We start from the raw sequence: 17,417 nt of genomic DNA, 5'->3' as shown, positions 1-17,417 counted from the left end.
TTCTTCGGCCGGGGGGCGGGAAAATGCGCAACGCGATTTCGATGGCGGCGGCGGGGCTGGCCCTGCTGCTGGCGGGTCCGGTTCAGGCCCAGGCGCCGCCCGCGCCCCAGGCCATCGAATGGCGGATCCTTGACCGGATCAGGGTGCTGGACAGGCCCGACCTTTCGGAAGCGACCTCAGTCTCGCTGCCGCCGACGCCCGACTTCTACGGAAGCTTCGTGGCCGCCCACCAGCCCGGCGAGGCCGCCGCTCGCGCCCTTCGGGACCGCACCGGCGGCCTGGAAGATCGTATCGAGGCGGCCCGGACCACGTTCATCCAGGCGCGCAACACCTTCGAACTGCGCGCGCCCGGCGGCTATTCCGGCGCCTGCGCCTGGACGATCGCGGGCGAGACCATCCCGGCGCGGCCGTGCGCCGAGCCCCTGCTGGTGAAACGCGACGTACGGCTCGACGCCGACAACCGCTTCGCCGTAGCCGTCTCGGACGGGGCCGGCAGGCGGGCCGACGCCGCCATCGCGCCCACGATCACCATCCTGGCGGGCCTGGGCGACTCCTACGCCTCGGGCGAGGGTAACCCCGACATTCCGACGGATCTGGGCAAGGTCGCCTGGAGCGCCATCGGCACGAACCAGCGGCTGAACAGCGCCGCCACCGCCGGCGCGTTGGGCAAGGCGGCCTGGACCGATCGCGGCTGCCACCGCTCGGCCTACAACGCCCAGTACATGGCCGCCTATCGCCGGGCCGCCTCGCGCCCACAGGAACTGACGGCGTTCATCCATCTCAGCTGCTCGGGCGCCAGCATCTACAACGGCGTGCTGGTGCCCCAGGAGGGCCTGCCGGGAACGGGCAAGAACGCCAGGTTCTCGCAGCTTCAGCAACTTGAGCTGATCCGTTGCCCGTCGGCGGTCGGGACGCCGGTAGACCTGGCCCCCGCGCGGGGGTGGAGAAACAAACGCAGGCATGACCCCGTCCCGCCCCAGCTGGCCCCCTGCCCGGCGGACCGGCTGCCGATCCATGGCCTGATGCTGTCGGCCGGCGGCAACGACATCGGCTTTTCGGGCGTGATCGCCTGGGCGCTGCTGCCCGAGGGCTACAAGGGCACGCCCGCCGAGCTGGGACTGCGCCTCCTCGACGGCGCCGTCGTCTGCCCGGCGCAAATGGATGAAGACCGGTGCCGCAAGCGGTCCTCCGCCAACGACCATATTCTCGGCGGAGGCAAGGAGGTCGGGCTGAAGGCGCTGTACGACGACCTCCAGCGGGCGCTGGACCGGGTCGAAATCCCCGGGTCGTCGGTGGTTCAGAGCAGCTATCCCAATCCGCTGCATTCGCAGCTGTTCGTCTCGGACAACAAGCACTGCCCGCTGCTGCGCAACGACGACGCCAGGCCCCTGGGCCTGCCCAGGAACCGGTACGGCAACCTGCTGGTCTCGGCGGGGAACGAGGCCGCGCTCGGCCAAGTCTCCATGAAGCAGGTCGGCGGTCTCGCGGGCAAGCTGCTGAACCTGGCCTTTTCGCCGAAGGCCGCCCAACGCGGCTTCCAGTTTCGGATCGCGGAAACCGAGGCCTTCTCGATCGAGAGATACGCCGTCGCCCCCCTCAATACGCTGATCGAGGCCGCGCCGGCCGGCTGGCGCGTGGCCGGGGCTTCCGATCTGGCGGCGCTAAGGGGATGGTGCGCGACGGACGGTCCGGCGGCTCCAGCCGCGCGCACCGAGGCCGACMAGCTGTCGCTGGCCTGGCAGGCCACCGGAAACGGCAGGACCTATGCGCTGCGCATCAAGGATCCGGGTCCCTGGCGGCCGTATGATCCTCGCCAGCGCCTGTTCCGGACGCCCAACGACAGCTACCTGACCCAGTGGGACGGCGACAGCAACATCGCCCTGCTGGGCATGTATCACCCCACCGCCGAGCTCCACGCCCTGATGAGCGAGCGCATAGCGGCCGAACTGGGCCGCTAGCCTCCCCCACTTAACCAAAAACCGACGTTTCGTGGTCATGGTGGAACCCGACAGCTTCCGGCCGCCTTCGGTTGGGAGCCTGGGGGTTTGAGGACTTGGGTTTCGGCCGCTTCGACATCGCGAGCGATCGCGCGGCGCTGTGGCGTCGCTGGCGTCGGCCGGCGGGGCTGACGTTCGCCTATGTGGCGTCGATGGCCTACAGCCTGTTCCTGACCGGGGCGGCGCAGGAGATCGCCACCATCTGGACGGCCAACGCCGTCATCATCGCCGGCCTGATGACCCTGGACCGCCAGCGCGGCGCGGTGCTGCTGGCGGTGACCACCGTGCTGCACCTGGCGCTGAGCCTGACCACCAGCAGCAGCAGCGCCTTCGCCCTGGCCGTGACCATCCTCGACGGCGTGCAGATCGCCGCCACGGCGGCCGCCCTGCGGCTGCTGCGGCTGCCTGGCAAGGTGCGCAGCATGCGCGGCCTGCTGGTGCTGACGGCGGTGTCGGCGGTGTTCACGGCAGTGACCTCGATCGCCGTCAACGGCGTGGCCTCGCTGGCCGAGGGCGGCGGCTTCTGGACCGGCTGGAGCGGCTGGACCACCAGCAACGTCCTGGGCGTGGCCATCGCCCTGCCGACCATCCTGATCCTTCTGGACCGCCGCCACGCCGAGGCCTTCCCCGTGCGCGGCTGGCTGGAGCCGGCCGCCGGCCTGGCGGTGATCGCCGCGGTGTCTTGGACGGTGTTCACCGGCCCGCCGCAGATGCGGGTGCTGGTGTTCGCGCCGGTGCTGCTGGCGGCGTTCCGCGGCGGCCCCCGCGCGGCGGCCCTGTCGGTGATGGCCGCCCTGGCCTTCGCCATCCCCGCCGTGCTGTCGATCGTGGGCCTGGACCCCAAGGCCGCGGCCGAGCCGATGCGCCACCTGCTGCTGTTCCACGTCGTGCTCTATGCGGTGAGCATGGCCGCGGCCCTGGCGCTGAGCCGCCAGACCCGGCTGTCGGCCCTGCTGGTGCGCCGCCAGGCCGCCGCCCGCGCCGCCCAGGCCCGCGCCCAGGCCGCCAACGCCGCCAAGTCGGACTTCCTGGCGACCATCAGCCACGAGATCCGCACCCCGCTGAACAGCATCCTCGGTTTCGCCGCCCTGGTGGCCGAGGACGCCGACCTGTCGCCCGAGAACCGCCGCCGCCTCGACCTGGTCGGACGCGCCGGCCGCTCGCTGGCTGAAATCGTCAGCGACCTGCTCGACTTCGCGAAAGTCGAGGCCGGTCGCCTGGAGCTTGTCCTGACCCCCTCCTCTCCCGCAGCCCTGCTGCGCGACGCCGCCGCCATCATCGCTCCCGAAGCGCAGGGCAAGGGCCTGACCGTCACCGTCGAGGTCGAGGGCCGCGAGGGCCAGGATCCCGAGGCGCTGTTCTCCCTGGACGAGACGCGCCTGCGCCAGGTGCTGCTGAACCTGCTCAACAACGCCGTGAAGTTCACCACCCAGGGCGGCGTCACCGCCCGCCTGTCGGTCGGTCCCGATCCTGGCCTGCTGCGCTTTTCGGTGGCCGACACCGGCATCGGCATCGCGCCCGAGGTGCAGGCGCGGCTCTTTCAACGGTTCAGCCAGGGCGACAGCTCGATCAGCCGCGCCTATGGCGGTACGGGCCTGGGGCTGGCGATCAGCAAGGCGCTGGTCGGCCAGATGGGCGGGGCGATCTGGGTCGAGAGCGCGCTGGGCGTGGGGGCCGTCTTCCACATCGTCCTGGAGGCGCAGGCCGCCCAGGCCCCCGCGCCCGCGCCGGCCGCGGGCCCCGAACGGGCCGCCGCCGCCCGCGTGCTGCTGGTCGACGACCACCCGATGAACCGCGAGCTGGGCGATGCCTTGCTGACCCTGGCCGGCTGCCAGGTGTTCACCGCCGAGGACGGCTTCCAGGCCGTGGAGGCCGCCCGCACCGGCGGCTTCGACCTGATCCTGATGGACGTGCACATGCCGGGCATGGACGGCCTGGCCGCCGCCCGGGCCATCCGCGCCCTCGACGGACCGGTGGGCGACACGCCGATCCTGGCGCTGAGCGCCGACGTGCTGCCCGAGCAGGTGGCCCGCTGCCGCGCGGCGGGCATGGACGGCCACGTGGCCAAGCCGATCCGCCGCGACGAACTGCTGGCGGCGGTGTCGCGGGCGTTGAGCCAGCCGCCGGAGCGCGACCGAACGTCGCATGACGGCCCGACGCACGGAAAAAGCACAGCGCCTTAACCCTTTCTCGGGCCGGGCGTGGTGGTAGAGGGTTCCGGTCGCGACAGCGCCCGGATGGGGGACAAAGGGGCCTTGAGCGCACGAGCCGAACGACGGGACGAGCCTGCGGGCGTCCACCTGGCCGGCGTCCGCTGGGGACTGCTGGTGGCGCTGGTCTGCGCCTATGTCGGCTCGTTCCTGTTCAGCGACCTCCTGACCCGCGACAGCAACGGCATGCCCTCGCTGTGGCCGATGAACGCCATACTGGCGGCCGGCCTGCTGCGCATGGACCCGCTGGGCCGGCGGCTGCTGCTGGGCGTGGCCCTGGTCACCAACCTGGGTGTGCACGCCCTGGCCGGCGATCCGTGGACGGTCATCGCCGTCTACACCGCCTGCGACATGGCCGAGAGCCTGGCGGCCGCGGCCCTGACCCGGCGGCTGCGCGGGCCGCGCCCGGCGATCCGCAGCGTGCGCCACGCGCTGGTGCTGGTGGCGGCCATGCTGCCGATCACGGTCACCATCGCCGCCCTGGGATCCAGCGTGGCGGCCCCGGCGGCCGGCGCCGACCTGTGGCCGTTCTTCACCGCCTGGGCGGCCTGCAACAGCATGGGCATGATCATCGCCCTGCCCGCGGCCCTGGTGATCCTCGACCCGACCAACGAGGAGGCCTTCCAGCGGCCGCTGCCGATCCAGGCGGGGCTCTACGCCCTGGTCGCGGCGGCGACGGCCTTCGCCTTCCTCAAGCCCAGCACGCCGATGCCGTTCCTGATCTTCCCGGCGGCGATGCTGGCGGCCTTCCAGCTGGGGCCGCGCGGCGCGGCCTGGAGCGCGGTGATCGTCATCGCCATCACCGCCCCGATGACCGTGGCCGGCGAGGGCATCGCGCGGCTGGCCCCGCGCTGGGCCGAGATCGAGCGCATCCGCATGGTGCAGGCCTTCGTCACCACGATCTTCTTCACCTGCCTGGCGGCGGCCCTGTCGCTGTACAAGGAACAAAGGCTCAAGGGGCTGATGGCCCGGCGCAGCGCCGCCGCCCGCGCCGCCCGCGCCCGCGCCCAGGCCGCCGGCCGGGCCCGCACCGACTTCCTGGCCACGATGAGCCACGAGATCCGCACGCCGCTCAACAGCGTGCTGGGCTTCGCCAACCTGCTGGCCGAGACCGAGGACGGCCTCAGCCCGGCCGGCCGCCGCAAGCTGGAGCTGATCGCCCAGGCCGGCGGCTCGCTGGCCACCATCGTCGACGACATCCTCGACTTCTCGCGGCTGGAGGCCGGGCGCGTGGAGCTGCGGCCCGAGGCCGTCGACCCGGCCGCCCTGCTGGCCGACGCCGCCTCGATCATCGCGCTGGACGCCCAAACCAAGGGCCTGTCGCTGGCGGTCGAGGCCGACCTGCCGGCGGGCTTCGACTACGCCCTCGATCCGGCCCGCCTGCGCCAGGTGCTGCTGAACCTGCTCAACAACGCCGTGAAGTTCACCGCCGCGGGCGCGGTGCGGGCCAGCGTGCGGCTTGAGACCACCTATCCCGGCGGCCCCGAACGCCTGCGCTTCACCGTCGCCGACACCGGCATCGGCATCGCGCCCGAGGTGCAGGGACGGCTGTTCCAGCGCTTCTCCCAGGCCGACGGCTCGATCAGCCGCGCGTTCGGCGGCGCGGGGCTGGGCCTGGCGATCAGCAAGACCCTGGTCACCCGCATGGGCGGCGAGATCGGCGTCGACAGCGCGCCGGGCCAGGGCGCGACCTTCTGGTTCACCACCCCGGCCGAGCCGGTCTGCGCCGCCGACGGCCCCGCCCCCGAGCAGGAGGCGGCCGCCCGCGTGCTGCTGGTCGACGACCATCCGATGAACCGCGAGCTGGGCGCGGCCATGCTGATCCTGGCCGGCTGCGCGGTCGAGACCGCCGAGGACGGCGACGAGGCCGTGCGCGCCGCCGCGGCCGGCGACTTCGACATCATCCTGATGGACATCCACATGCCGCGCATGGACGGCCTGGCCGCCGCCCGCGCCATCAAGGCCCTGCCCGGAGCGGCCGGCCGCGCGCCGATCATCGCCCTGTCGGCCGACGTCATGCCCCAGCAGATCGAGCGCTGCCGCCAGGCCGGCATGGTCGACCACGTCGCCAAGCCCATCCAGCGCGACGTGCTGATCGCCGCGCTGAACCGCTGGCTCGGAGCCGAGACCGAGGCGGCTTAGGACGGATCGACATTCATCCAACCGCGGCGCCCAATAGGCCGATTTTCCCCGCGAAGGCGGGGATCCAAGCTGACGTTCAGGCTTGGGCGCGGCCGTGGACTATCCGGCGACCTCGGCTTGGGTCCCCGCCTTCGCGGGGATGCTCGGTGAAAAATCGAGGCAAGCGATTGAATGTCGATCCGCCCTAGGGCCTCGTACGCCTCAGGCCCCCGCCTTCACCGAGCCACATCTCGACGACCCAAGGCTTGTCATCCCCGCCGCAGCGAAGCGGAGCGCCGGGATGACTGGCGTTTTCCCGGGCTCTCGCCCCCTTAGGAAGACACCGGCTCTTCCTGCGGCTCCAGCCACTCGGCGAGATAGGTGAAGCGCACCCGGTCGTTGATCGGCATCCGCTTGTGCAGGTCGATCAGCGCCTTGATCCGCTGCAGGGCCAGCCCCCCGAACATCCGCCGCTGGGTCTCCGAGCCGCTTTCCAGCGACCGCAGGATCAGCGCGTAGATGTGCTGGGTCTCGCGCAGCGGGCGGTTCTCGGCCTCCGCCTCGTCGATGATCGTCCGAAGGCGCCTCAGCACGTCGGCGCGATCGCTTTCCGGGACGGCCTGCAGGTGCGGCAGCGCCGCGGCGAAGATCCAGGCGCCGGCGAGGTTGGTCACCGCCTGGATCTCAAGCCCGAGATAAAGCTCGCGCATGGTCGCCCCGGGAGCGGCCGAACCCGAGAAGTTGTCTTCGAGCTCGCTCAGCGCGGTCACGCTCTCGCGCATGCCGACCAGGAAGTATTCGCGCTCCAGGTCGGGCGGCAGGTAGTTGGCCCCGCGCGCCGGCCGCTCGCGCCCTTCCAGGCCCAGCCGCGAGATGGCCTGCATCGAGACGGCCGAAAGATAGAGGGTGGCGCGCTCGATGCGGTCGCGCAGGTTCCGCCACTTGTCCTCGACGCCGTTCTTGCCGCGATAGGCGACGATGTTGCGTTCCAGCTGGCGCCGCGCCTTGGCGAACTCCCGGTCCGACCGCATCGAGAACCTCAGGCACAGCGCCCGCAGATAGCAGGCCTCGGCCGCCAGCGCCGGGGAAGCCTTCGGGTCGAGCTTGGCGACGGCCTGGCTCGCGAAGTCGGTCGCCGCGCTCCAGTCCTCGGCCGCCAGGAACAGGCAGGCGACCAGCATGGCGATGTTGGGCTGACCCGGATTGCTGGAGATCCGCGCGTCGGTGTCCTCGGGCAGGGTGCGCTTGGCGATCACCATGTCGACGAACTCGCCCACCGTGCGATGGTTTCCGATCAGGCCATCGAACACCTGCCGGCCGATCGGCTTGAACTGGGCCCGGCGCGACAGCGTCCGCCCCTCCGGATCGCGGTTGGCGATCGTGGCCGCCAGGGCGCTGTCGAGGACCACCGTCACGTGCTTCTGGCGCAACTGGTCCAGGGTCGTGCGCAGCGTCTCCACGCTGGTCTCGTAGTGCTCGGAGATGAACTCGTTGAGCCCCTTGAAGAGGACGCGGTCGGATTTCTCGAAATACTCGGCGTTCAGGAAGGTCGAGTTCTCCGAGAACGCCCGCCAGGCGTTCTGCAGCTCGTCCAGCGACGCCGTCGACGAACCGACCTCGATCCAGTCGAGGGCCGAGCTGAGCTTGCGGAAGATGCCTTCCAGGTCGCGCGTGTTGGCGTGGCGGTTGCGCGCATAGACCTCGCCCATCGACTTGATGTTCAGCAGGGGCGAGAAGTCGCGCGGCGTGCGTACGAAATAGGGAATGCCCTCGGACCGCAGTTCGGTGATGCGGGAAGCCACCGCGCGCAGGATCGTCGCGTCGGTGGTGACGAACAGGTAGATGGTCTTGCGATCGTCGAACAGCGCGTCGACGTCGTTGCGATAGAGATCCACCATCGTCGCGATGGCGCGCGCGTCCTGGCTGCGATTGATGTCGCGATTGGGCTGCGCCTGCCCCAGCGCCTGCACCCAGTCTTCGACGTCGATTTCGAGGGGACGTCCGGCTTCCCACCCCCACTGGACGTGGTGCAGCGGCGTCACGCTGGGCCGGTCGCCCTGCAAGGCCTGCAGCACCTCCTTGAAGTGGGTCTGCGTGTGCAGGGACCTGAGCCAGGCCTTCGGGATCAGTCTCTGCAGTTCCTGCAGCCGGTCCGCGGGCGAGGCGCCGCCGCTCGACAGGATGTCGCGAATGCGCCTGCGGGTCGCCGGGTCGTCGGGCAGCACGGCGGAAAGCCTGCGCTCGATGGCGTAGGACCGGTCGACGATCTCGGTGAAATGCTGGCTCGCCAGATAGGCCGGCTCGCCCCGCTGGCCGGGCAGGCGGCCGCTGAACATGTAGTCGGCGGTGAGGCGCTCCATGGCCTCCAGGAACGGGTCGTGCGTGTCGATGCCCAGCAGGCTGGCCAGATCCTCCATCTGGTTGGACTGGTCTTCCAGGTCGGCGTGGAACAGGAAGACGTTCGTGTCGAAGACGTAGCGGATGCGAACGTCGTCCTTCAGCAGGGCGCGACTGTCCCACTGGTTGCGGCGCAGCGAGCCGCGCAGGTTGGTCGCGGCGCGCTGGTAGTCGGCGAACGAGCGCGGATCGGGGCCGGTCATGGCAGGAGCTCCGCAACCTTCGCCTGGAAGGCTTCAATTTCCTTGGTAGCCGCCTCGAAGCTGGTCGGCGGCGGGGCCGCGGGCAGGCCCGAAAGGGCGAGCAGCACCTGCTGGAGCTCGTCCGCCGCCTCGCCCTGCCTGACGACCAGCCCGACCAACTGGTCCAGCGGACTGGCCAGGTCATCGCCGTACGCCTGGGCCCGTTCATGCCCCCGCACCATGCCGACGAGCTCCCGGTGGCGCCCGATGACGGCCGCGAGGCCGCTTTTGCGCTCGCGCAGCTTTTGCAGCAGCAGCCTGGTGGCGAAGTACGACCCCCAGCGCGGCTCGTTCTCGAAACGCTTGGCGGCCGTGCGCATCAGGCCGTCGCGCCGGTCCGACGACGCCATCGCCATGGTCACCTCGGCCATCGCATAGATCTCGTCGCGCAGGTCTTCGGAGTCCGGCGCCTGCTTCAGCGCCTGGATCGCCGGCGTCAGGCTGAACGCGAGCCGCCGGAAGATGTCGTTCTCCAGATCGAAGTTCAGCGGGCTGCCGGGCCGGATCAGGAACTCGTGGATCAGCCACCACAGCAGGGTGCGCTCGCGCCCCTTGTTCGGGCGGGGCCGCCGGCTGAGGCGGTCCAGCGCGAAGTGCACGGCCTGCTCGCGCTTGGAGGCGTGGACCTGCTGCAGCGCGGCCATCACTTCCCGCGCGGGGCGATCGGGATTGCCCAGCAACAGGGGGGCGAAGGCGGCGCGCAGGTCATCGATGCTGTCGCTGGCGTCGCGCCGCCGCAGCGCGTTCGACAGCCATTTGTCGAGGCTGGAGGAATAGCCCTTCTTCGACTGGCGCGGGGCGCCGGCGCGCAGTTCCTCCTTCAGCACCTCCAGGCCGATCAGCCGGGTCTCGTCGGGCGGCGTGCGCAACGGCAGGACGGCGAACCGGAAGCTGGGCGTGCGGCTGAAGCGCAGCCGAGCGCCGCGCGCCGTCCGCGACAGGCCGATGGCCCGCAGTTCGGCCCGCGACAGCGCCATCTCCGGCGCGTCGGCGGCGTAGCGCTTGACCAGCCAGCTGTTGTGCTGGGCCGCCGTCTCGGCGGTGAGCGGCTCCAGTTCGGCGTTCCACAGGACGGTGCGCAGCGGCGCGAACAGGCCGGTCGTTCCGCGCCAGCCGACCAGCATGCCGACGGGCGCGCCGCCTTGCGTGAACAGCACCGCCCCGGCGGCGGCCGGCGGCGACGCCAGCGGGCCGACGGGCTCGCACTCGATCACGTCGCCGTAGTCGCGCCGGTCGCCCGAGATGCTCAGGAAGCTGGCGCGACCGCCGATGGCGACGATCCGCCATTGGCTGGCGCTGTCGCCGATGACGAGGTCGAGGGTCTCGCCCAGCGCGTCGACGGGATGCTCGGCCTCGGCCGCTTCGCGCGCGCCCGGGATGGCTGGATCGACCAGCACGCTCTGGTCGACCCGGAAAAAGGCGACGAGACGGGAGATGCTGGGATGGCCCACGGCGTCGCGGAGGTCCGACGAAGCCTCGAAGACCTGCGGCTTGAGGGAAACGACATGACCGCCGACGCTGATGCGCGGCGACCCCGCGATCCCCACGCCGACGTGCGACACCGCGAACACCTCGCCGTGGCTGTCGCTGACCAGCAGGCCGGCCACGCCCAGGCGGTCACGATCGGACGCGTAAAGCGCCGCGCCCGAGGCGAGCGCGTTTTCATTGACGGAAGCGTCTCTCATAGCAGCGGCGCCGCCGGGGTGTCAGGAGCCGTGGAACGCTGGCGCAGTTTGACGGGAACGCCGAAGACGTGCCTGGGAAGATCGGCGATGTCGGCATGCGTCACCTCCGGCACGGAGATCACGTCATCGACCACGAAGCATGGCTCCGGATCACTCCCACCAACCTTGGTCACCGCGCCGAAGCGCTCGGACAGAAAACGATAGGCCAACGGCCACCGGATATTGGCGAAAGCTCCCGGCGTGCGGAAGCGGCAGGGGTACTCTGTGTTCGCGGGCACGAAGTACTTGTTCGGGAAGGAGCCTTCGCTGGCGAAATCTTCTGGCTCCTGCTGCTGTTGGCGGAGCGATTTCACCTCGTTCTTGGTCAGGAACCCGCCAAGCGCGTTGAGCGGACCATGCCGGACGATCACCTTGACCTTTCCAGGGACCGCCGTCTTTTTTCCCTTCTTCTTCAGATAGTAGGCGCCCTCGACACGCTCTAGAGAACCGTGCTCGAAGGTCAGCGCCTTGTGACTGAGCGCAAAGGCCAGAAGCAAGCGGTTGATCGGCGCGGCGCCCAACTCGTAGGGCGCGCTGAAACGCCCCAGAAGCCTGATCTTGTTGGGAAAGCCACCGCTCGCCTTCTTGATGAGAGCATGCTCGAGAAGGTCGCGGGCCGAACGATTCAGCTTCGGCAGCAACGCGGCATATCGCTCGGCGAACAGTTCGGCCCGGCGATTGACGTCGCTCTCCTTGCGGGCGTCGTCCTCAAGGGCCTGGAAAGCCTCGCGCGGGGAATAGGGTCCGCACTCCAGGGCGTCGATGACGTCGAGCGCGAAATCGCCCTTCTTGAAGCCGCCATAGACCAATCGCAGGCAATCGATCAGGCCGCCATCGCCGGCGCCGCTGATCAGGATCTCCTGCCCTTCCTGACCGGCGAGATTGACCAGCCGATCATCCTTCCAGTAGGGCCGTTGGCTCTCGTCGCCGAGGTTGTCCTCGACGCCGAAACCGATGGCCACCAGCACCAGGTCCGCCTCGATGGTCTCTTTTCGCGTCTCGTCGACGAGGCTCACTCGCTTTGAGACCGGGTCATAGGCCTGGAACTTCAGGTCGTACTCGAAGAGCGGGTCCGACTGCGTCAGATCCTTGATCTTCTTCGGCAGCCTGGGGTCACGCCGGACGACCTTGTCAGCGTTGTGATCCCACTGGTGACGGAAGGTCTCGATCACGTTGGGACAGTCCGACGAATACCAGTCGAAGAACGGCAGGCGCGTGGTGCGGTCGGCGTCGGTGTCCGGCCAGAAATTCACCGTCGGATGTATGTAGCGATGCGTGGAGCCTTCCTGCAGCGTCAGGACGGCGGAGTTGCGCTCGTACAGGCGCACCTTGTAGCCGCCGGACGACAGCGCGGCGAACGCCGTCATCCCGGCGACGCCCGCGCCGACGATGACGATGTCGGTCTCGCTGGAAATCTCCTTGAGCTCCATCAGCGAGCCCACGACGTTGAGCGCGCGCCTCTGCTGCGACTGGAAGCTCACCCGGCTGCCGAACGGGCCGATATAGTAGATCGGGCGCTTGTCCTTGGCCGGCTTGGCGTACTTCAGGTGAAGCAGCATCGCGCCCTTGTCCGGCACCCGCTCGGGCTCGTCGCTGCGCTTCTTCCGCCGATCACCGTTCTTGTCGCCGCCCCGGTCGTCGCCGCCGTCCGCGGCCCCTCGCCTCAAACCCATGCTTTCCCCCAAAAGCTTGAGCACAGGCTAAGTTAACTTTTGCGATTGTCTACGCCATAATTGCACCTTTACGTAGAGCTATCGGTTTCACCGCAAGCCGACAAAAGCGCGCAACCCAGGATTTCAACGCCAGGAAAACTCCCGCAGGTCGACTCAAAATCGTCCCGCTTGCGCGGGCGACATTCCTTGCCCGCCAAGGAAACCAGCCTCTTCGTCGGATAGTCGACACTACTGAAAGCCATTGCGGCAAAGCGTCACAGAAGGCATTGCTCCCGAAACTGAAACCGTTGTTCGGCGTAGAAGCCGTGGGGAACGGGATCAAGAATGACGCGAAGCGCCGCCCTACAGGAGACCCGCCGTCAGACGGTGCTGCTGCTCGTGCTGGCGGCCGCCTTCGTCGTGACGCAGCTGTTCAGCGACGGCCTGACGCGCGGACCGACGGGCGTGGCGGCCCTGTGGCCCGGCACGGCGCTGCTGGCGGTGGGCCTGATGGCGCTGGGCCCGCCCCGCCGCCTGATCCTGACCATCGTCATCGGCGTCCTGCATTTCGCCGTCTGCCTCGCCTTCGGCGACGGCCTGGACCGGGCCCTGGTGTTCACCGCGGTCAACCTGGTCGAGGCCTGGGGCGCGCGCGAGGCCGTGCGGCGGGCGTTCGGCGGGCCRCCCCGGGTGCGGACCATGCGCCACCTGGCGCTGCTGGTGACGGTGATCGCGCCGGTGGTGGCCGTGACCGCCGCCGTCGCCGCAGCCCTGCTGAGCCTGCTGGACGGCGCGCCGTTCATGGCCCTGTGGCGCGACTGGTTCGTCAGCGGGGCGCTGGGCATGGCCCTGATCGTGCCCTCGGTGCTGGTGCTGATCGATTCAGAACACAAGCGCACCTTCCACCGCTCGGCCGGCGAGCGCCTGGGCCTCTTCCTGCTGATGGCGGTGCTGACCGCGGCGGTGTTCCACGACACCCGCGCGCCCCTGCCCTTCGTGCTGTTCCCGGCCGCCATCCTGTGCGCTTTCCGCCTGGGACCGCGCGGGGCGGCCGAAGCGGCCCTGACCATCGCCGTCGTGTCGCTGCCGCTGGGGGTCTGGAACATCTTCCTGGGCCAGTTGCTGGCGCCGTGGAACCCGGCCCAGATGACCCGGCTGATCCAGTGCTTCGTCACCGTGGTGTTCGTCACCGCCCTGGCCGCGGGCCTGGCGCTGGCCCAGCAGGAACGGCTGCGGCGCCTGCTAGTGCGGCGCGAGCAGCTGACCCGCGCGGCCCGCGCCCGGGCGCTGGCCGCGGCCGAGGCCAAGACCGAGTTCCTGGCCACCATGAGCCACGAGATCCGCACGCCGCTGAACAGCATCCTCGGCTTCGCCCAGCTGCTGGCCAGCCGCGGCGACCTGCCCGCCGACGCCCATCGCCAGGTGGGCATGATCGACACCGCCGGCGCGGCCCTGCTGACCGTGGTCAGCGACATCCTCGACGTCTCGCGGGTGGATTCCGGCCAGGTGGAGCTGATGCTGCAGCCAGCCTCGGCCGAGGCGGTGCTGCATGACGCGGTCGGCATCGTCCGCCCCGAAGCCGAGGCCAAGCACCTGGCCATCGAGATCGACGTCATCGACCCGGTGGGCGGCCTGCACGACCTGGACGCCCTGCGCCTGCGCCAGGTGCTGCTGAACCTGCTCAACAACGCCGTGAAGTTCACCGAGCGCGGCAAGATCGTCGCCCGGCTGATCGTCGAGCCCGGCGAGGTCGAGGACCGCCTGCGCTTCGAGGTCGCCGACACCGGGGTGGGCGTGCCGATCGAGGACCAGGCGCGGCTGTTCCAGCGCTTCGTGCAGCTCGACAGCGGCGCCACCCGCGCCTATGGCGGCGCGGGGCTTGGCCTGGCGATCAGCAAGTCGCTGGTCGAGCTGATGGGCGGCCGGATCGGGGCCGACAGCGCGCCGGGACACGGCTCGTGCTTCTGGCTGGAGCTGCCGGCGGCCGAGGCCGAGCCCCTGGCCGCGCCCGTGCGCGAAGTCGCCCGCGACCCCAGGGCCGCCCGCATCCTCTTGGTCGACGACCATCCGATGAACCGCGAGATCGGGGTCGGTTTGCTGCGCCTGGCCGGCTGCCACGTCGAGACCGCCGAGAACGGCCGCCAGGCCCTGGCGGCGGCCGCGCGCGGCCATTTCGACATCATCCTGATGGACATCCACATGCCCGAGATGGACGGCCTGGCCGCCACCCGGGCCATCCGCGGCCTGGAAGGCGCGGCCGGCCGCGTGCCGATCATCGCCATGAGCGCCGACGCCCTGCCCCAGCAGGTGGAGCGCTGCTTCGCCGCCGGCATGGTCGACCACATCGCCAAGCCCGTGCAGCGCGAGGTGCTGTACGCCAAGGTCGGGCGCTGGCTGGAGGCGGGAGAGTAGGTCTGGTTAGGGCGGCTTCCTTTTCCCGTCCTTCCCGGCCTTGTGGCGGGAACCTCTCTGTCAGCCGCAGGTGCGGGTGGGGCGGCGTGCTCAGCACGCCGCTTGCGTCTCACATGCGAGCGGGACCAGGGATTCCCGCCACAAGGGCGGGAATGACGGGAGAATAGGTGGCCGGCCGCTCACACCTGACGCGGAACGGGCGTCCACTCGAAGGCGGCCGCGTACAGATCATCCCAAAGCGGATTGTCGCGCTCGATCAGATTGATCTTCCATTGGCGTGGCCAGCGCTTGATGGCGGTTTCGCGCTGGATGGCCTCGGTCATGATCGTATGGACCTCGTACCAGACAAGGCGGGTCAGTCCGTACTTGCGCGTGAAGGCCGATCCGACGCCGTCGCGATGCTGGACGATCCTGGTTTGGAACTGCGCGGTGACGCCCGTGTAGAGCGTGCGACGATAACCGTCGCTCATGATGTAGACGGCGATCCAGGCGGTGTTGAGATCCATGACGACGATCCTCGCCCCCGCAGCCGTAAGTTCTTATTTTGTTCACGTCATCTATTTTTCCTCCCGTCATTCCCGCCCTTGTGGCGGGAAACCCTGGTTCCACGCGCACGTGACGCGCCGGCGGACTGCTCGGCAGTCCGCTCCTGCAGCACTTGCAGCTGACAGAGGGGTTCCCGCCACAAGGGCGGGAATGACGGGAGATCAAGGAGGTCGGGGTTCTGTCGTCCCGCGTCGGCGCCGGACCATGCCGCTTCGAGACCTCGGATTCCGGATTGCCAAGCTTGGCGCCTTTGCCCGAGGTTGCGCACCTTGGGCCGCAACGAGGACGTCATGCTCCCGTACATCCTGGCGATCGCGCTCGTACATGCCGGCATCTACGGCCGCCGGCTGCTGGGCGGCCCCGCCTCGATCCTCAAGGACATCGGCTTTCTTTGCGTGACCGCCAGCCTGCTGGCGGGCGCCCTACTGGTGAACGCCGGCGCGAGCGTCGTCGTCGGGTTGCTCGCCTCGTTCGGCGGCGTGATCGGCGCGGCGATCGTCATCGCCAAGGGCCATGTGCGGGAAACCGGCGGCTAGGCTCGACCACGAGGACGGCAAAGACTGGAGATTGAGGTGGTCTGGATTCTGTCGGCCCGCTAACCTCCGCGCCGCATCGCACCCGGGGGATCCGCCATGACCTTTTCGCGCCGCGCCGTGACCGCCGCCGGCCTCGCCCTGCTGGCGAGCGCCTGTTCGCCGGCGAAGAAGGACGCCGCGCCGGGCCTGACCAAGCTGAAGCTGGCCACCGACTGGCGGGCGCAGGCCGAGCTGGGCGGCTACTACCAGGCGGTGGCGACGGGCGAGTTCCAAAAGCGCGGGCTGGACGTCTCCATCGTCCAGGGCGGGCCGGGCGTGAACGTGCCCCAGCTCTTGGCCACCGGCGCGGTGGACGTCGGCGTCGGCTCCAACAGCTTCATCGTGCTGAACCTCGCCAAGGAGGGCGTGCCGGTCAAAGCCGTCGCCGCCTACATGGACAAGGACCCGCAGGTGCTGATCGCTCACCCCGGCCAGGGCGTGAACAGTATCGCCGACATGAAGGGCAAGCCGATCCTGCTGTCGGACGCCTCGGTGACGGCCTTCTGGGTGTGGCTGAAGGCCAAGCACGGCTTCACCGACGCCCAGGTGCGCAAGTACAACTATTCGGTCGCCCCGTTCCTGGCCGACAAGAGCCTGATCCAGCAGGGCTACGCCACCTCCGAGCCGTACCTGATCGAGAAGGCGGGCGGGGAGAAGCCGGCGGTGTTCCTACTGGCCGACGACGGCTATCCGGCCTACGCGTCGTTCGCCCTGGTGACCGACAGGATGATCGCCGACAAGCCCGCCCAGGTGCAGGCGATCAGCGACGCCATCGCCGCCGGCTGGAAGAGCTATCTCTACGGCGACGCCAAACCCGGCGACGCCCTGATCCTCAAGGACAACCCCGAAATGACCCAGGACCTGCTCGACCAGGCCCGGGACAAGATGCGCGGCTACGGCATCGTGCCCAAGGACGGGATCGGCGCCATGACCGACGCGCGCTGGGCGCAGTTCTTCGACGTGGCCGCCGACCAGGGGGTCTATCCGAAGACCCTCGACTACAAGCAGGCCTACAGCCTGGCCTTCCTGCCGAAGTGATCCTGCTCCTCCCCCGCCTGCGGGGGAGGGGGACCCCGAAGGGGTGGAGGGGGCGACCGCCGCACATGCGTTCACCAGTCCTGACGCTGAAACGCGCCCGCCGCCTGCGCCGCGAGATGACCCTGCCCGAGGTCATGCTCTGGCAGAGATTGCGCGGCCGGAAGGGCGAAGGCCCGACCTTCCGTCGCCAGCACCCGGTCGGCGCCTACATCCTCGACTTCTACTGCCCGGCGGCGCGATTGGCGGTGGAGATCGACGGCGCGGGGCATGACACGGCCGACCAGGCGAGGCATGACGCGCGCAGGGACGCGTGGCTGGCGTCGCAAGGGATCGAGGTCATGCGCATCGTCGCCGGCGAGTTTCTTCGGGATCCGGACGAACTGACGCTGGGCGTATGGACGCTGGCGGCAGAGCGCGTGGGCGGGATGCGGCCTGGGTCTGAGCGGCGGTCGCCCCCTCCACCAGCTTCGCTGGTCCCCCTCCCCCGCTTCGCGAGGGAGGAG

At 69.7% G+C, this 17,417-nt stretch carries 11 protein-coding genes; 7 read left to right on the top strand and 4 right to left on the bottom strand.

The features are described 5' to 3' along the window. Positions 1-23: 23 nt before the first annotated feature. The 3 genes from AC1DCG_RS08820 (at position 24) to AC1DCG_RS08810 (ending at position 6,349) form a co-directional block, all read left to right on the top strand. Positions 24-1,958, top strand: a complete 1,935-nt coding sequence (locus AC1DCG_RS08820; RefSeq protein ID WP_477041456.1) for an SGNH/GDSL hydrolase family protein — start codon at positions 24-26, stop codon at positions 1,956-1,958. 95 nt (positions 1,959-2,053) lie between these two features. After that, complete coding sequence (locus AC1DCG_RS08815; protein WP_477029070.1) at positions 2,054-4,180, top strand: ATP-binding protein; 2,127 nt, start codon at positions 2,054-2,056, stop codon at positions 4,178-4,180. A 72-nt stretch (positions 4,181-4,252) separates the two neighbouring features. Continuing rightward, positions 4,253-6,349, top strand: coding sequence for an ATP-binding protein (locus AC1DCG_RS08810; protein ID WP_477041455.1), 2,097 nt, complete (start codon positions 4,253-4,255; stop codon positions 6,347-6,349). 311 nt (positions 6,350-6,660) lie between these two features. Here AC1DCG_RS08810 and AC1DCG_RS08805 read toward each other — a convergent pair whose 3' ends face one another. The 3 genes from AC1DCG_RS08805 to AC1DCG_RS08795 are packed head-to-tail and all read right to left on the bottom strand — an operon-like array spanning position 6,661 to position 12,388. Further along, entirely contained in the window at positions 6,661-8,928 is a 2,268-nt protein-coding gene (locus AC1DCG_RS08805; RefSeq protein ID WP_477029072.1) for a hypothetical protein, read from the bottom strand. Then, positions 8,925-10,652: a hypothetical protein gene (locus AC1DCG_RS08800; protein ID WP_477029073.1), complete on the bottom strand. Its 1,728-nt coding sequence runs from the start codon at positions 10,650-10,652 to the stop codon at positions 8,925-8,927. Before AC1DCG_RS08800 ends, AC1DCG_RS08805 begins: the two co-directional genes overlap by 4 nt. Continuing rightward, positions 10,649-12,388 (bottom strand): FAD-dependent oxidoreductase, encoded by a 1,740-nt coding sequence (locus tag AC1DCG_RS08795; protein ID WP_477037205.1) that lies wholly within the window; start codon positions 12,386-12,388, stop codon positions 10,649-10,651. The genes AC1DCG_RS08800 and AC1DCG_RS08795 overlap by 4 nt, the downstream gene beginning before the upstream one ends. A gap of 300 nt (positions 12,389-12,688) precedes the next feature. Between AC1DCG_RS08795 and AC1DCG_RS08790 the strand changes: the two genes are divergently transcribed. Beyond that, positions 12,689-14,755 carry an ATP-binding protein gene (locus AC1DCG_RS08790; protein ID WP_477029075.1) on the top strand — a complete coding sequence of 689 codons (2,067 nt, stop codon included), beginning with the start codon at positions 12,689-12,691 and terminating at the stop codon, positions 14,753-14,755. 179 nt (positions 14,756-14,934) lie between these two features. On the opposite strand, the gene AC1DCG_RS08785 is transcribed toward AC1DCG_RS08790, so the two are convergent. Beyond that, positions 14,935-15,261, bottom strand: coding sequence for a GIY-YIG nuclease family protein (locus tag AC1DCG_RS08785; RefSeq protein ID WP_477029076.1), 327 nt, complete (start codon positions 15,259-15,261; stop codon positions 14,935-14,937). A 330-nt stretch (positions 15,262-15,591) separates the two neighbouring features. Here AC1DCG_RS08785 and AC1DCG_RS08780 point away from each other — a divergent pair, with 330 nt between their 5' ends. From AC1DCG_RS08780 to AC1DCG_RS08770, 3 genes are all read left to right on the top strand, one after another. Then, a complete protein-coding gene (locus AC1DCG_RS08780; RefSeq protein WP_477029077.1) occupies positions 15,592-15,837 on the top strand; it encodes a hypothetical protein in 246 nt (81 codons plus the stop codon). 96 nt (positions 15,838-15,933) lie between these two features. After that, positions 15,934-16,914 carry an ABC transporter substrate-binding protein gene (locus tag AC1DCG_RS08775; protein ID WP_477029078.1) on the top strand — a complete coding sequence of 327 codons (981 nt, stop codon included), beginning with the start codon at positions 15,934-15,936 and terminating at the stop codon, positions 16,912-16,914. 65 nt (positions 16,915-16,979) lie between these two features. Then, a partial coding sequence (locus AC1DCG_RS08770) for an endonuclease domain-containing protein (protein WP_477041454.1) occupies positions 16,980-17,417 on the top strand: 438 nt, incomplete at its 3' end.

It is taken from the genome of Caulobacter sp. 10L414 (assembly GCF_056395525.1).
This window is presented reverse-complemented; position numbering and strand designations above follow the sequence as displayed.

Coding starts and splice junctions, on each gene's coding strand:
- AC1DCG_RS08805 (WP_477029072.1), bottom strand. CDS start 8,928: ATGACCGGCCCCGATCCGCGCTCGTTCGCCGACTACCAGCGCGCCGCG.
- AC1DCG_RS08800 (WP_477029073.1), bottom strand. CDS start 10,652: ATGAGAGACGCTTCCGTCAATGAAAACGCGCTCGCCTCGGGCGCGGCG.
- AC1DCG_RS08785 (WP_477029076.1), bottom strand. CDS start 15,261: ATGGATCTCAACACCGCCTGGATCGCCGTCTACATCATGAGCGACGGT.
- AC1DCG_RS08780 (WP_477029077.1), top strand. CDS start 15,592: ATGCTCCCGTACATCCTGGCGATCGCGCTCGTACATGCCGGCATCTAC.
- AC1DCG_RS08775 (WP_477029078.1), top strand. CDS start 15,934: ATGACCTTTTCGCGCCGCGCCGTGACCGCCGCCGGCCTCGCCCTGCTG.